We start from the raw sequence: 13,843 nt of genomic DNA, 5'->3' as shown, positions 1-13,843 counted from the left end.
GGTGTCAGGACCGGCTCACGCCGTCAGGGTCATTTCTCCAGCAGCCCGAGGAGCGTCTCGGCGCTGAGCGCGGAGACCTCGGCGTGCCCGGTGCGGTGCGCCCACCGGGCGACGGAGAGAGCGTCGCGCACCCGGAGCCGGTGCCAGGCCTCCGGCTCGCGCGGGTCGGACCCGTAGCCGTCGATGAACGCCTTCTCGAAGGCGTCGTTGCGGGTGAAGTCGTGCGAGGACAGGCGGCCGAGGTCGTAGAGCGCGGGACGGAAGCCGAACCGGCCGGTGTCGACCACGCGCAGCGTGCCGCCGTCGATCACCCAGCTCGACGGCTGCCAGTCACCGTGGCTCGGCCGCAGGACCGTGACCGGGGCCTCCCAGCCGTCGAGGTCTTCGCGGAGCCGCTCGGTGAGCTCAGCGTCCAGCCCGGCGTCGTCGAGCCACCCCGCGGCGCGCTCGTGGAGCTCGGCCTCGTAGTCCTCGTCCTCCACGCTCGCCTGGCCGTGGAAGGTCGCCAGCAGCTCGCCGGCCTGGCGGTAGATCTCGGGGTCGTGGACGGCGGTCGAGGCGGTCGCCGGCTCGCCGTCGAGATGGGTCATCACGATGATCCGGGCATCGCGGTCGGCCTCGACGAGCGACGGCGCGCGTCCGGCGTCGGTCCAGGGGGCCAGCCAGCTGCGGAAGGCGGCGAGCTCGCGGTCGATGTGGCGTACGTCTTCTGTCGCGGTCTTCACCAGGAAGCGGTCCTCGCCGGAGGCGAGCACGAGAGCGGTGGTGCCGGCGCGGTGCAGCTCGCTGCGGTCGAGGACCAGCTCGGCTCCGGGGAGCCATCGGTCGAGAAGGTCGCGCTGGGCGGGGGTCAGGGTGTCGAGTGCCGAGATCACGGGCGGATCCTGCCAGTGCGACAGCGGCTCACGACGCCGTGCCGCGGGCGGATATCCGTGTTGTTGGCGCCTTGTTGGCGCCCCTTGTCCAGATCGGCTCGGATCGACTCAGATCGGCAGGACGACCTCGGCGTTGAACGTCTCCACCACGGGCTCACCGGCGATGTTCGGCCCGATGCTGGTCAGGGTCGCGTTGCCGATCGGGCCGATCCGCATCCAGGTCGCGGGCGGGGCGTTGAGGACCTGGCGTACGAACCAGGCGATCACGAACGCGTGCGTGACCAGCACGACCTCCCCGTCGTGGTGCTCGGACCAGAGCGTGTGCCAGGCGGCGGTGAGCTCGGCACCGTTGATGTCGCGCTCGACCTCGGGGACGTCCTGGAACCACTCCCAGCGATGGGTCGGGTAGTCACCGCTGCGCTCGGCCGACGGCACCGGGGTGCGGTCGAGGAGAAGGTCGGAGCGCACCGGCCCGGCGCCGAGGTTCTCGGTGAGGATGCCGGCGGTCTCGGTCGTGCGCCGGCTCGGGCCGTGCAGCACCTGACGGACGGGACGGAACGCGAGTCGGTTGGCGAGCGCGTGGACCTGGCGGCGGCCGAGGTCGGAGAGGCCGGGGTCGGGCGTGTCCCCGCCGGCGGCTTCGCCGTGGCGTACGAGATGGATCACCCGCAGGACCCTAATGTCTGGCCGCGCGCCGAGCGCGGAGACGCGCTCAGACCGTCAGCCGCTGCCGGATGATCTTGCGCCGAAGGGTGACCCGGCGGGTGCCGTCGGCGGTGATCCGCACCCGGTCCAGCTCCCAGCCGCCGTGCTCGGCGCGCTCGACGAGGAGCTTGGTCACGATGTTGCGGGAGAACTCGCGCGAGAAGGTCACCTTGTCGTACTCCCACATCACTCCCGGGCGGGGTGGGCGGCGTTCGGCTCGAGCCATGCATGTCTCCTTCTGACGACTGCCTGGAGAACCAGTGTGCACACTCAGGTGTTCCCGCGGGCCGGTTCAGGCATGCTGGTCGAGGGTGCAGCGTCGCTGGATGAGCCAGGCGACGGACATCAGGACAGCGGGTACGAGGGTGAACCCGACCAGGACGGCATCGACCGCGCCCGCGGTCTGCGGCACGCTCTCGCCGTCCACGGCAGCCGCGAAGCCGCCGATGGCGAGCACCGCGGAGTAGACGTACGGCCCGACCGCGGTGCCGACCGCCTCGGTGGCGGTCCACACGCCCGTGTAGGCGCCGGCCCGGGACTGGCTGCGACGCTCCGCGGCGGCCACGGCATCGGGGACCATCGAGAACGCCAGCAGCTGCAGGCCGGCGAAGGACGTACCGAGCAGGACGACGACCGCGACGGTCAGCGCGACCGGGATCCGGTCGCCGGCGGCCAGGGCGAGCGTGCCGAGGACGAAGACAGCCTGCGCCAGCAGCAGGCCCCGCTGCTTGCCGAGCCGTCGGGAGAGCCGCAGCCACAGCGGCGAGGTGACCATCGCCGGTCCGAGGAAGGCGCCCATCAGCACCGCGGTCAGGCCCGAGCGGCCGAGCACGTGCTCGGCGTAGAACGGGACGGCGGCCAGCACCAGGTGGGTGGTCGCACCGGTGAACAGGTAGGAGAGCACCAGCAGCCGGAAGTCGCGGTCGCCCCACGCCAGCCGCAGGTCGGCGACGACGGACTGCGCGTGCGCCGCCGGCTCGCGGAACCCGCAGGTGGCGTTCAGCCGGCGTACGCCGCGGATCGCGACCATGGCGGTGGCCGCCATCACGACGGCGAAGACGAGCGCCATCCGGGTGTAGCTGCCGCGCTGCTCGTCGGCGACCAGGATCGGCGCGGCGACACCTGCGGCGAGCAGGCCGACGGTCAGCAGGACCATCCGGACCATGAAGACGCGGGTGCGCTCGTGATAGCCGACCCGCAGGTCCGAGGGGGTGGTCAGGTAGGGGACCTGGAAGGCCGCGAAGCAGATGTTGCCGACGATGTACCAGGAGGCGACCCACAGGGCGGCCGGCGTGCCGTGGAGATCGCCGGGAACGGTGAACATCGCGATCATCGCGAGCCCGAGCAGCAGACCCCAGCGCATCACGCCGCGGCGGTGACCATGCCGGCGGGCGTCGCGGTCCGAGAGCGTCCCGAGCACCGGGTGGACGACCGCGTCGATGATCTTCGGCACCAGCAGCGCCAGTCCCGCGACCAGCGGGGTGACGCCGAGCGTGTTGGTCAGGAAGTAGAGCAGGAGCAGCCCGGGGACGGTGACCCAGGCGCCCATGCCGAGCGAGCCGGTGGCGTACTGGACCAGGGGCAGGTTTCCGGCGCGTGCCGTCTCCTGCGCGGTGGTGGTCACGCGCCGGCCTCGGCGTGGCGCTCCACCGCGGGGGCGGCGAGCTCGGCCGTGCCGAACGCACCGGACCGGATCCGGGCGGAGAAGGTGCGCGCCACGATGTGGTCGGTGAGTGCGGGCAGGTGGCGGGCGAGGAAGAGCTCCACCGCGCCCCGACGGGTGGTCGGGAGGTCGCGCCGGGCACGCCGGGACAGGCCGGCGCGCAGCACCGTGTCGACGACGCCCTCGAGCGGCTCGTAGGAGCTCAGCCCCTCCAGCGAGAGGCCGGCGGCCGCGGTGGAGTCGTGGATCGGGCTACGTACGGCCGAGGGATAGACGCAGGTGACGCCGACATGCGTGCCGAGCTCGAGACGGAGGGCGTCGGCATAGGCGACCATCGCGCGCTTGGAGGCGCCGTACGCCGCGGCGAGCGGAAGCTGCATGACCGCCATCCGCGAGGTCACCATCACCACCCGGCCGCGGGAGGCGACCAGGGCCGGTACGCAGGCGGCACTGACCCGCCAGGTGCCGAGCAGGTTGATGTCGAGCTGGCGGCGTACCTCGGCGCCCGGAGCCAGCTCGGCCGGCGCCGGGCCGCCGATGCCGGCGTTGTTGATCAGCAGGTCGAGGCCGCCGAGGCGGCCCAGAGCGGTGGCGACGGCGGCAGGGACCGCGTCGTCGTCGGTCAGGTCGCAGGCGACGACGGGCACCGGGTCGTCGTCGCGGGGCGCCACGTCGAGCCCGATCACGTGCGCTCCTCGGGCGGACAGCTCGGTGGCCAGGGCCCGCCCGAAGGTGCCGGAGGCGCCGGTGATCAGGACACGAAGGCCAGCGGCGTCTCGCAGGCTGCTCATGTGGTGACCTCATCGGGGGTGGCGGTGAATATGTTGGCGGGCCGCGGCTGCAGGGGGACCAGCCGCGACACGAAGGGGGAGGCGCCGGCGTCGAGGCGCTTTCGGCCGGCCCTCAGCTCGCCCGGCACCGAGGCGAGATAGGCGTCGAAGTCGATCCGCATCGCCGGCCGCTTCTCGCCCCAGCGGGCGCGCGCCTCGCGCAGCGCCCGGTCGGCGATCCGGCGGCGTTCGGCCTCCGCCGGCAGGGCGTACGTCCCGCCGAGATGCGCCGCGACGAGCTTGGCCTGGGCCTCGACGACCGGCAGCGCGGACCCGGTCGACTGCATGAGGCCGACGAAGGCCAGGCTCGGGTCGTCGAGGTGGAAGACGCGGTGGTGCAGCGGCATCCTCTCCGGGTCCGTGCCGAGCCAGCGCTCGGAGAGGAAGGGGATGGTCACGCGGTAGCCGGTGGCCCACACGATCATGTCGACCCGGTCGGTGCGGCCGTCGGTGAAGACCACGTGGGCGCCGTCGAGCCGCTCGATCCCGGGACGGGGGACGACCTCGCCGTGCGTGAGCCGGTGCAGGATCGTGTCGCTGATGGTCGGGTGGTTCTGGAACAGCCCGCCCGCCGGGGCCGGGAGGCCGTAGTCCTCAGGACGGCCCACCGCCACGCGCAGCATCGTCTCCGCCAGCCGCTGGCGGAGACGCCAGGGGAGACCCGCGATGGCGCCGCCGGTGGCATCGGCCGGTCGGCCGAAGAGGTACTTCGGGACGATGTGGACGCCGTGCCGGGCCGAGAGCAGCACCGGCGAGGCGGCGACGTAGGAGGCGTCGACGGCGATGTCCATCGCCGAGTTGCCCGTCCCGACGACGAGCACTCGACGGTCGCGGAAGACCTCCGCGTCGCGGTAGTCGTGGGCGTGCAGCTGCACACCGGAGAACCTGCCCGGGTAGCCCGGCGCGGGCCAGCGTGGGTCCCAGTTGTGCCCGTTGGCGACGACCACCGCGTCGTAGCGTCCCGTCGTGCCGTCCTCGCAGGTCACCGCCCAGGTGCCAGAGTGCGGGCCGGACTCCTCGCGCTGGACGCCGACGACGGTGGCGCCGAAGCGGATCCGCTCGGTCACCCCGAAGGTGTCGGCGTAGTCGGCGAGGTAGACGGCCATCAGCTCGGCCGAGGGGTAGTCCACCCAGCTCGCCGGCATCGGGTGGTCGGCGAACTCGGTGCGGGCCTTGCTGGTGTTGAGGTGGAGCGAGTCGTAGGCGGCCGAGAGGCCGCTGCTGTTGTGCTGGTTCCACAGCCCGCCCGGCCGGTCACCCTTCTCGTACGTCACGACGTCTGCCCCGACGTCGAGCAGCGCCTTGGTGGTGGCCAGGCCGGCGGCCCCGGCGCCGATGACGGCGACGCGGGCGGACTTCCTCATGCGTACGTTCTCCTGGTCGGGCCGGTGACACACCCCTATGGCGTGCGCCACAACCCTAGGGCCCATCTCTGGCGATATCCCTGGCTCTGATCACCGATCTGGGGCCGCGGATTGTGGTGGGCCACAATCGCGCGCGATGATCGGCGGGTGACGACCCGACCGCGCGACTGGGAGGCGATCGTCGACCTCATCGAACGGGTGCTGGCCGACGACGACCTGCTGCCTGCGGTCGTCGCCGCCGTGCGCGGCCACGTCGAGGAGTCGGCCACCCTGCCCGTCTCCGACATCACCGGCCACACCCGCCTCCTCCTCACCGCGGCCGGGCGCGCAGTGGCTGCCCGCCGCGCCCCCACGGAGGCGGAGCTGACCGTCGTCGAGCAGCTCGCCGTCAACCGCGCGCGCCAGGGGATTCCCATCGACGTCGTGCTCGGCTCGGTGCGGATCTCGGAGCGCGCCATCTGGGCGCGCACCCGCGAGCTGGCCGAGGAGGCCGGCATAGCCGCCTCCCACCTGCTGGACGCCCGCGAGCTCTACGACGACTGGGCCGACGCAGTGCGCACGCGACTGATCCGTGCGCACCGGGAGACGCCCCGGACCAACGACGTCTGGGACCGCGATGCCGAGTCCGTGCGGCGGCTCCTCGAGGGCGGCTCCGCGGCTGCCCTCACCGCCGCCGAGCGGGGCTTCGCCGCCGGAGCCGGGCTATGGGTGCTGGTGACCCGATCCGGCGACACCGCGTCCACCACCGCCGTGCGGCGGCTGACCGACGGTCCCGGCCCCGGTCTCGCGGCGACGGTGGGTGATGCTCTGGTCGCCGTGGTGCCGGGCCAGCCCGCGTTGCGTCCCCATGGGTCCGGTTCGGTCGTCGGGATCGCCGGCCCGGTGGCCGCGGAGGAGCTGGGCGTCGCCCACCGGCTGGCGGTGGCCGCCGTGCCGGCCGCCGAGGCGACCGGTCTGACCGGGGCGGTCCACATCGGCGATGTCGCTGCGGTGGCAGCGCTCACCTCCCGCCCCGACCTCGCCGAGGCCCTCACGCTGCGGCATCGAGCCGCGCGTCACGAGCTCGGAGCAGCGGCCGAGGCGGTGGCCCGGACCGTACGCGCCTGGCTCGAGGCGGATCGCGACGCCGGCACGGTCGCCCGCACGCTCTACGTCCACGAGAACACCGTCCGCAACCGGGTCCAGCGATTCGCCGCAGTCACCGGGATCGACCCGCACAGCACGTTCGGGGCGATCTCGGCATGGTGGTTGTGCCATGCCTGGACGGCCGACTCCTGAGTCTCGCCGGGCCGCCAGGGGTCAGACGGCGGAGACGTCGTCGAGGGCGAGCGCGATCTCGGGCGGCAGGGTGAGGTCGGCGACCTCCAGGGCCTCCTTGAGCTGCGCCGCGGTGCGGGCTCCCATGATCGGGGCGGTCACCCCGGGGCGGTCACGCACCCAGGCGAGCGAGACCTGCAGCGGGGTCCATTCCAGGCCCTCGGCCGCCTTGGCGACGGCGGTGACGATGCCGCGCGAGCGCTCGTCGTCGAAGACATCCACCCGGGAGGAGAAGGTCGGGTCGGCGCCGCGGGAGTTCGACGGGATGCCGGTGCGGTACTTCCCGGTCAGCACGCCACCGGCCAGCGGTGACCAGGCCAGCACGCCCATCCCCATCGCCCCGGCCGCCGGCAGGACCTCGTACTCGACGTCGCGGGCCAGCAGCGAGTACTCCACCTGCGTCGAGGCCAGCGTCGCCCGCCCCGGCACGGCGCGCTGCCAGGTGGCGGCCTGGGCGGTCTGCCACCCGGTGTAGTTGGAGACGCCGACGTAGGCGGCCCGGCCGCTGCTCAGTGCCATGTCGAGCGCCGAGAGGGTCTCCTCGAGCGGCACCTCGGGGGACCACACGTGCACCTGCCACAGGTCGACATGGTCGACGCCGAGCCGGCGCAGAGAGGCGTCGAGCCCGGACAGCAGCCCACCACGGGAGGTGTCGACGCCGCGGCTGCCGCCGCGCCAGGTGATCCCGCCCTTGGTCGCCAGGACGATGTCGTCGCGGGCCATCACGTTCTCGGCCAGGAGCGATCCGAGCAGCTTCTCGGAGGCTCCGTCGCCGTAGCCGGCAGCGGTGTCGACGAGCGTGCCGCCGGCCTCGGCGAAGCCGGCCAGCTGCTCACGGGCCTCGTGCTCATCGGTCACGCTGCCCCAGGTCATGGTGCCCAGGGCGAGAGACGAGACTCGCAGCCCAGTGGCTCCGAGGAGTCGGCTCTGCATGGGGACAATCTATCGGTGCTCTCGGCGAGGCCCCGGCCGGACACGCTGGCGTGACGGCGGACACAACGAGAGGGAGGCAGCGGTCGGGTGCTGCGTACATGCCCCTTAGAGTTTGCGCCCGTGGATTATCTGCAGGCGATCGCACTGGGCATCCTTCAGGCACTCACCGAGTTCCTGCCCATCTCATCCAGCGCACACCTGCGCATCTTCCCCGAGCTGCTCGGCTGGGGAGACCCCGGCGCGGCGTTCACGGCCGTGATCCAGATCGGCACCGAGCTCGCGGTGCTCGCCTACATGGGCAAGCACATCTGGAGCATCATCTCCACCTGGGCCCGCAGCCTCTTCGACCCGGAGCTCCGCAGCCACACCGACGCCCGGATGGGCTGGTTCATCATCGTCGGATCGCTCCCGATCGTGATCATGGGGCTGTTGTTCCAGAACATCATCGAGAAGGACCTGCGCAGCCTCTACGTCGTCGGCACCATGCTCGTCGTGATGGGCATCACGCTCGGCATCGCCGACCGTGTCGGCGAGAACCGCAAGCGCTTCGACGACCTGTCCTGGCGCGACGCGATCCTGATGGGCTGCGCGCAGGCCTGCGCGCTGATCCCCGGCGTCTCCCGCTCCGGGGCGACGATCTCGATGGGCCGCGCGCTCGGCTACGAGCGGGCCACGGCGACCGAGTACGCCTTCTTGCTCGCGCTCCCGGCGGTCTTCGGAGCCGGCCTCTTCGAGATGAAGGACATCGCCCACGAGGACAACCTCTACGGCTGGGGCCCCACGATCGTGGCCACGATCGTCTCGTTCGTCCTCGGCTACGCGGTGATCGCGTGGCTGCTGAAGTACCTCTCGCGCAACACCTACACCCCCTTCGTGATCTACCGGGTCGTCCTCGGTGTGACGGTTCTGGTCCTCGTCGGCGTGGGTGTGCTCAGCGAGTGGTGATCGTGACAAACTCAGGCATGTGTCTGAGTCTGGCAAGAAGCCTGCCGTAACACCCGCAGCGATCGAGGAAGCCGCCGCGCGCACGATCGCCACGCGCACTGCGGTGGAGCGCTCTGTCAGACTCTCCGAGAGGTACGCGGCCGAGGTCCTGCTCAAGCGCGAGGACCTGCAGCTCGGGCGCTCCTACAAGGTCCGCGGCGCCTACAACCTGATGAGCTCGCTGACGCCCGAGGAGCTCGAGCGCGGCGTCGTGTGTGCGTCCGCCGGGAACCACGCCCAGGGAGTCGCGATCTCGTGCGCCCGGCTCGGCGTGCCCGGCCACATCGTGGTGCCGACCAACACGCCCAAGCAGAAGCGTGACCGGATCACCGCCCTCGGCGGCGAGCACGTGACGCTCACGCTCCACGGCTCGACCTACGACGAAGCCTCCGCCTACGCCTACGAGCTGGGGCACGCGCTCGGCGCCACCTACGTCTCCGCCTTCGACGACCCACGCACGATCGCCGGGCAGGGCACCGTCGGCTACGAGCTGACCTCGCAGATCTCGTCGCCGTTGGACCTGCTGCTGCTGCCGGTCGGTGGCGGCGGCCTCGCCTCCGGCGTCGCGACCTGGGTGCGCGAGGTCTGGCCGCAGACCCGGATCATCGGGGTCGAGCCCGCCGGCGCCGCCTCGATGGCCGCCGCGATCGAGGCCGGTGGGCCGGTGCGGCTGGACACGCTCGACACTTTCGTGGACGGGGCCGCGGTCGCGACCGCGGGGAAGGTGACGTACCCGATCGTCAAGGAGTACGTCGACGAGTTGGTCTCCGTGCCGGTCGGCGCGATCTGCGTGGAGATGCTCGAGCTCTACCAGACCGAGGGGATCATCGCCGAGCCCGCCGGAGCGCTCGCGGTGGCCGCCCTGGGGCAGATCGACCTGCGGGGCGCCGGCCGTGTCGGCGCCGTCCTGTCCGGCGGCAACAACGACGTCTCCCGCTACGCCGACGTGCTCGAGCGGGCGCTGATCCACCAGGGGCTGCGCCACTACTTCCTGGTCTCCTTCCCGCAGGCGCCCGGCGCGCTGCGCGGATTCCTCGACGACGTGCTGGCCGACGGTGAGGACATCGTGGTCTTCGAGTACGTCAAGAAGTCCAACCGTGAGCACGGCCCCGCGCTGATCGGCATCGACCTCGACTCCGCCGACGGGCTCGAGGGACTGCTGGAGCGGATGGGCGCCAGCGACCTGCTCATCGAACGGATCGAGCCCGACTCTCCGCTGTTCACCTTCCTACACTGATGCGCATGTCAAAGCCCTCGAGGTCTTTCGCCGTGGTCGGCGTCGTCGGTGCAGTGATCGGAGTCGTCTCGGGATGCTCCGGGGAAGCTGTCGATCCCGGAGGTGATCCCGGCGGCGATCCCGGTCGGATCACCCACCGTGCCGTCGCAGCGGTCGCGCTCGAGCACCTGCCCAGCGACACCTCGAGCCGGGCTGCCTCCTACACCGATGAGTCCACGCCTCCCGAGCAGGTCTCGGTCGACCTCCGCTACGGCGCCGACGGGGAGTACGACGGCGACCTGGTGAGCGTCGCCGTCTCTGCTCAGCCGACCGAGGGCGAGGCGTGCCGCAGCGAGGTCGGGCAGCGCTGTGTCGATCTGCCGACCGAGGTGAAGAACGCCCGGATGCAGCTGCGCTGGACCGAGGAGGAGCCTGAGGAGGACCCCGGCGGTGTCGGGATCGTGCTGCTGCGCGATGGCGGCGAGACCTCCTCGATCGGATACTCCGGGCCGACGATCACCGGCGACCCCCGCGAGCTCGACCTGTCGATCGGTGTCGAGAAGCTGGTCGCCGTCGTCGAGGATCCACGGCTGCGCTACCAGGCGACCTCCTCGACCCTCGCGCTCGGCGAGGAGCTCGACGACTGGGAGGGCGGCGAGCCCGACCCCGACGCGTACGAGCGGGTGCGCAACACCGACCACGGAATCGCTCAGGCCTACGTCGGTGGCCGGGGTGGCTACGGTTCCTACCAGGGCGTCGTCCGGTCCCCGCTGCGCAAGGAGTTCGGGCCCGATGCCATCGGAGGGCGGCTGCTGCAGCGCTCCTCGTCCCAGTCCGCCGGTACGCCTGATGCCGACATCGACGTCCTCGCCGCGCCGTCCCCGCCTGCCTGGATGACCCGGGAACCCTGCTCGGCGCCCCGGCTCGGCAAGCACTGCGTCACCACCGAGGGCAAGCGCGGCCCGCTGGTCTTCGCCTGGCAGCCTGCGCGCGGCGGCGACGTCGGCTGGGCCTGGATGATCTCCCTGCGGGAGAAGGAGGTCGTCGCCGTCCGCTATCAGGGCCCGCCGATGCCCGCCGGCTATGACGAGGCTGCGATGCTCACCGAGTGGAACCAGGGTGAGCAGCTCGACGCTCAGGGCGGGGAGGCCGAGTCGGAGTTCGCCGACGACCTCTCGCTGTGGTGCGACCGGGAGCATCTCGACGCCCGTCCGGTGAAGCAGCTCGACTAGCTGGAGGGTCGCGCCGGTCTCGATACGTGGCCTGTCCGGCGTTTCGGGGTGCCAGCGTCCGCAAACATGAAATACTGGGCGCAATGCGTACCACCCTGTCCCACGTAGCGTGGCTCGAGGCGAAAGCCGAGAAGTACGTCGACGACGCGCTGGCCTTCACGACTGCGCGGACCAGTGACCTGCAGGTCGGCGGGCTCACGGGGGAGCAGTGGGCCACCGTGTACCGGGCTGTGGCTCACGAGCTCCGGGAGTGTGCACGCGAGGCTGCCGAGCAGCAACCGCGCAGCTGGTGGCGCAGAGGGTAGCGACCCGGTCAGAACCAGCCCGACCTGCGGAAGAAGATCCACAGCCCGGCCACGACGGCGACCATGAGCAGCAGCGCGAACGGGTAGCCGAAGGTCCAGGACAGCTCGGGCATGTGGGTGAAGTTCATCCCGTAGATCCCCGCGATGAGCGTGGGGACCACGACCAGGGCGGCGCCGGCCGAGATCTTGCGCATGTCCTCGTTCTGCTGCAGCGAGAGCTGCGCCAGGTGAGCCTCGAAGGCCGAGGAGAGCAGCGTCTCGAGGTTCTCGATCGCCTCCACGATGGAGGCGAGATGGTCGAGGATGTCGCGGAAGTAGGGGCGCAGGTCGGGGTCGATCCCGCCCTCGCCGTTCGCGAAGCGGCGCACCGGCTCCCGCAGCGGCATCACCGCGCGGCGTACCTCTGCGAGCTCGCGACGCAGACGATAGATCCGGGCCGAGTCGTGGGTGCGCTCGTCGGAGAAGACGGAGGTCTCGACCTCGTCGACGTCCTTGGTGAGCTCGTTGGCGACGTCGACGTAGGCGTCGACGATGTAGTCCACGACCGCGTAGACCGCGGAGTAGGAGCCCTCGGTGAGGAGCTGCTCGTCGCTGGTCTCCAGCAGCTCACGGGCCGGCGCGAGCCGGGACCCGCGGCCGTGGCGGACCGTGATGACGTAGTCGGTGCCGATGAAGAAGGCGACCTCGCCGGTCTCGACGGCGTCCTCGGCGTCGACGTACCAGAGCGTCTTGACGACCAGGAACATCCCGCCCTCGTAGCGCTCCAGCTTGGGCCGCTGGTGGGCGGTGAGGGCGTCCTCCACGGCGAGCGGATGCAGGCCGAAGGCCTTGGCGACCTCGTCGAGCTCGTACTGGCTGGGCTGGTAGAGCCCGAGCCACACGAAGTCGCCCTCGTCCTTCACCCCGCTGCGCAGGGTGGCGTAGTCGTGGGGCGCGCAGGCGGTCCTGTCACGCTCACCGGCGCGATAGAGAGCGCTGTCGACGATCACGTTGTCAGGTTAGGGCATACCGCCCGGCGTTGTGGGCCGGCTTCGGCGGGATGGATAGGGTCGCCAACCGTGGCGACGATGATCCTGGTGAGACACGGCCGTACGACGGCGAACGCATCCGGCACCCTGGCCGGAAGGCTCCCCGGCGTGAGGCTGGACGAGCGCGGCCTGGAGCAGGCCGCCAAGGCGGCCGAGCGGATCGCGCCGGTCCCGCTGGCGCTGGCGGTCACCAGCCCGATGGAGCGCTGCCAGCAGACGCTGTCGGTGATCCTGGAGGGGCGCGCCGAGCAGCCGGCCGTCGTCGTCGAGGACGGCGTCTCCGAGTGCGACTACGGCGAGTGGCAGGGGGAGAAGATCACCACGCTGGCGCGCCGCAAGCTGTGGAAGACCGTGCAGACCCAGCCCTCGGCGGTCACCTTCCCCGGCGGCGAGTCGATGCCCGCGATGCAGGCCCGGGGAGTCGCGGCCGTACGCCGCCACGACGCCGCCGTCACCGCAGCCCACGGAGACTCGGCGGTCTGGCTGTGCGTGAGCCACGGCGACCTGATCAAGTCGATCCTGGCCGACGCGCTCGGCATGCACCTCGACCTCTTCCAGCGGCTGCACGTCGACCCGGCCTCGATCTCCGTGGTCCGCTACGGCGAGGGACGCCCCTCGGTTCTGGCCACGAACACCCATGCCGGCGACCTGTCCTGGCTGGCGCCGAAGCCGGCGGCCAAGAAGGGACGCAAGCCGTCGCGCCGACGCAACGACGACGCCGTCGTGGGTGGGGGCGCGGGTCCCGGCGACGGTTTGGACTCTGCTGGATAAGGTTTGTGCATGCCTGTGATGCACGCCTTCGATCCGCCCGAGCGATTCGTCGTCGGCACCGTCGGCGAGCCCGGAGCGCGGACGTTCTTCCTCCAGGCGCGCGAGGGAGCCCGGGTCGTCTCGGTGGCCCTGGAGAAGCAGCAGGTCAGCGTGCTCGCCGAGCGTCTCGACGAGCTCCTCGACGAGGTGATGAAGTCGGCCCCCGCCGTGGTGCCGGCTGTTGCTCCCTACGACCTCGACGACAACGGACCGCTGGAGCAGCCGATCGAGGAGGAGTTCCGCGCCGGCACGATGACGCTGGCCTGGGACCCCGACGAGGACAAGGTGGTCCTCGAGGTCTTCCCCATCAACGAGACCGAGATCATCGCCGAGGTCGACGAGTCGGGCGCGCTTGTCGACGAGGACGCGGTGGCGGCCATCGAGCTGGACGAGCCGGAGCCCGACGAGGTGCTCCTGGTGCGGATCGCTCCGCGCAACGCCCGCGCCTTCGTGAAGCGGGCCGAGGCGGTGCTGGGTGCCGGGCGTCCCAACTGCCCGTTCTGCGGCAACCCGATCGACCCCGAGGGGCACCTGTGCGTCCGGGCGAACGGGTTCAAGCGGCGTGACCCGGTCTGATCCTG

At 71.5% G+C, this 13,843-nt stretch carries 15 protein-coding genes; 7 read left to right on the top strand and 8 right to left on the bottom strand.

The window, feature by feature from the left end:
- Positions 1–29: 29 nt before the first annotated feature.
- From ACFVDI_RS04320 to ACFVDI_RS04295, 6 genes are all read right to left on the bottom strand, one after another.
- On the bottom strand, positions 30–875 hold the full coding sequence (locus tag ACFVDI_RS04320; protein ID WP_378901060.1) for a phosphotransferase family protein: 846 nt from the start codon (positions 873–875) through the stop codon (positions 30–32).
- 108 nt (positions 876–983) lie between these two features.
- Complete coding sequence (locus ACFVDI_RS04315) at positions 984–1,541, bottom strand: histidine phosphatase family protein (protein ID WP_378901057.1); 558 nt, start codon at positions 1,539–1,541, stop codon at positions 984–986.
- A gap of 46 nt (positions 1,542–1,587) precedes the next feature.
- The gene (locus ACFVDI_RS04310; protein WP_307785624.1) at positions 1,588–1,806 is read right to left on the bottom strand and encodes a DUF5703 family protein; all 219 of its coding nucleotides are present in this window, start codon (positions 1,804–1,806) and stop codon (positions 1,588–1,590) included.
- A gap of 66 nt (positions 1,807–1,872) precedes the next feature.
- Positions 1,873–3,204 carry an MFS transporter gene (locus tag ACFVDI_RS04305; protein WP_378901054.1) on the bottom strand — a complete coding sequence of 444 codons (1,332 nt, stop codon included), beginning with the start codon at positions 3,202–3,204 and terminating at the stop codon, positions 1,873–1,875.
- A complete protein-coding gene (locus ACFVDI_RS04300; protein WP_378901051.1) occupies positions 3,201–4,034 on the bottom strand; it encodes an SDR family NAD(P)-dependent oxidoreductase in 834 nt (277 codons plus the stop codon). Before ACFVDI_RS04300 ends, ACFVDI_RS04305 begins: the two co-directional genes overlap by 4 nt.
- Positions 4,031–5,437 (bottom strand): flavin-containing monooxygenase, encoded by a 1,407-nt coding sequence (locus ACFVDI_RS04295; protein ID WP_378901048.1) that lies wholly within the window; start codon positions 5,435–5,437, stop codon positions 4,031–4,033. The genes ACFVDI_RS04300 and ACFVDI_RS04295 overlap by 4 nt, the downstream gene beginning before the upstream one ends.
- Before the next feature lie 147 nt (positions 5,438–5,584).
- Here ACFVDI_RS04295 and ACFVDI_RS04290 point away from each other — a divergent pair, with 147 nt between their 5' ends.
- Positions 5,585–6,715, top strand: a complete 1,131-nt coding sequence (locus tag ACFVDI_RS04290; RefSeq protein ID WP_378901045.1) for a helix-turn-helix domain-containing protein — start codon at positions 5,585–5,587, stop codon at positions 6,713–6,715.
- 21 nt (positions 6,716–6,736) lie between these two features.
- On the opposite strand, the gene ACFVDI_RS04285 is transcribed toward ACFVDI_RS04290, so the two are convergent.
- The gene (locus ACFVDI_RS04285) at positions 6,737–7,687 is read right to left on the bottom strand and encodes an aldo/keto reductase (RefSeq protein WP_378901042.1); all 951 of its coding nucleotides are present in this window, start codon (positions 7,685–7,687) and stop codon (positions 6,737–6,739) included.
- Positions 7,688–7,807: 120 nt separating this feature from the next.
- On the opposite strand from ACFVDI_RS04285, the gene ACFVDI_RS04280 reads away from it, so the two are divergent.
- The 4 genes from ACFVDI_RS04280 (at position 7,808) to ACFVDI_RS04265 (ending at position 11,424) form a co-directional block, all read left to right on the top strand.
- The gene (locus ACFVDI_RS04280; RefSeq protein WP_378901039.1) at positions 7,808–8,632 is read left to right on the top strand and encodes an undecaprenyl-diphosphate phosphatase; all 825 of its coding nucleotides are present in this window, start codon (positions 7,808–7,810) and stop codon (positions 8,630–8,632) included.
- Positions 8,633–8,651: 19 nt separating this feature from the next.
- Positions 8,652–9,908: a threonine ammonia-lyase IlvA gene (gene ilvA, locus ACFVDI_RS04275; protein ID WP_378901036.1), complete on the top strand. Its 1,257-nt coding sequence runs from the start codon at positions 8,652–8,654 to the stop codon at positions 9,906–9,908.
- 5 nt (positions 9,909–9,913) lie between these two features.
- Complete coding sequence (locus ACFVDI_RS04270) at positions 9,914–11,119, top strand: hypothetical protein (protein WP_378901033.1); 1,206 nt, start codon at positions 9,914–9,916, stop codon at positions 11,117–11,119.
- 83 nt (positions 11,120–11,202) lie between these two features.
- Positions 11,203–11,424 (top strand): hypothetical protein, encoded by a 222-nt coding sequence (locus tag ACFVDI_RS04265; RefSeq protein ID WP_378901030.1) that lies wholly within the window; start codon positions 11,203–11,205, stop codon positions 11,422–11,424.
- Positions 11,425–11,432: 8 nt separating this feature from the next.
- Here the strand turns inward: ACFVDI_RS04265 and corA are convergent, their stop codons facing one another.
- On the bottom strand, positions 11,433–12,413 hold the full coding sequence (gene corA, locus ACFVDI_RS04260; RefSeq protein ID WP_378901027.1) for a magnesium/cobalt transporter CorA: 981 nt from the start codon (positions 12,411–12,413) through the stop codon (positions 11,433–11,435).
- 69 nt (positions 12,414–12,482) lie between these two features.
- On the opposite strand from corA, the gene ACFVDI_RS04255 reads away from it, so the two are divergent.
- Both ACFVDI_RS04255 and ACFVDI_RS04250 read left to right on the top strand, forming a co-directional pair.
- Positions 12,483–13,223: a histidine phosphatase family protein gene (locus tag ACFVDI_RS04255; protein ID WP_378901024.1), complete on the top strand. Its 741-nt coding sequence runs from the start codon at positions 12,483–12,485 to the stop codon at positions 13,221–13,223.
- A 9-nt stretch (positions 13,224–13,232) separates the two neighbouring features.
- Positions 13,233–13,838: a DUF3090 domain-containing protein gene (locus ACFVDI_RS04250; protein WP_378901021.1), complete on the top strand. Its 606-nt coding sequence runs from the start codon at positions 13,233–13,235 to the stop codon at positions 13,836–13,838.
- Positions 13,839–13,843: the final 5 nt, after the last annotated feature.

The sequence above is a fragment of the Nocardioides sp. NPDC057767 genome (assembly GCF_042798275.1).
Taxonomy (GTDB): domain Bacteria; phylum Actinomycetota; class Actinomycetes; order Propionibacteriales; family Nocardioidaceae; genus Nocardioides.
Note: the sequence above shows the minus strand (reverse complement) of the source record. Positions and strands in the feature narration are given on the sequence as shown.

What these genes read in the sequence shown, in the direction of transcription:
- ACFVDI_RS04310 (WP_307785624.1), bottom strand. Translation starts at nt 1,806, where the DNA reads ATGGCTCGAGCCGAACGCCGCCCACCCCGCCCGGGAGTGATGTGGGAG.
- ACFVDI_RS04300 (WP_378901051.1), bottom strand. Translation starts at nt 4,034, where the DNA reads ATGAGCAGCCTGCGAGACGCCGCTGGCCTTCGTGTCCTGATCACCGGC.
- ACFVDI_RS04295 (WP_378901048.1), bottom strand. Translation starts at nt 5,437, where the DNA reads ATGAGGAAGTCCGCCCGCGTCGCCGTCATCGGCGCCGGGGCCGCCGGC.
- ACFVDI_RS04285 (WP_378901042.1), bottom strand. Translation starts at nt 7,687, where the DNA reads ATGCAGAGCCGACTCCTCGGAGCCACTGGGCTGCGAGTCTCGTCTCTC.
- ACFVDI_RS04270 (WP_378901033.1), top strand. Translation starts at nt 9,914, where the DNA reads ATGTCAAAGCCCTCGAGGTCTTTCGCCGTGGTCGGCGTCGTCGGTGCA.
- ACFVDI_RS04265 (WP_378901030.1), top strand. Translation starts at nt 11,203, where the DNA reads ATGCGTACCACCCTGTCCCACGTAGCGTGGCTCGAGGCGAAAGCCGAG.
- ACFVDI_RS04250 (WP_378901021.1), top strand. Translation starts at nt 13,233, where the DNA reads ATGCCTGTGATGCACGCCTTCGATCCGCCCGAGCGATTCGTCGTCGGC.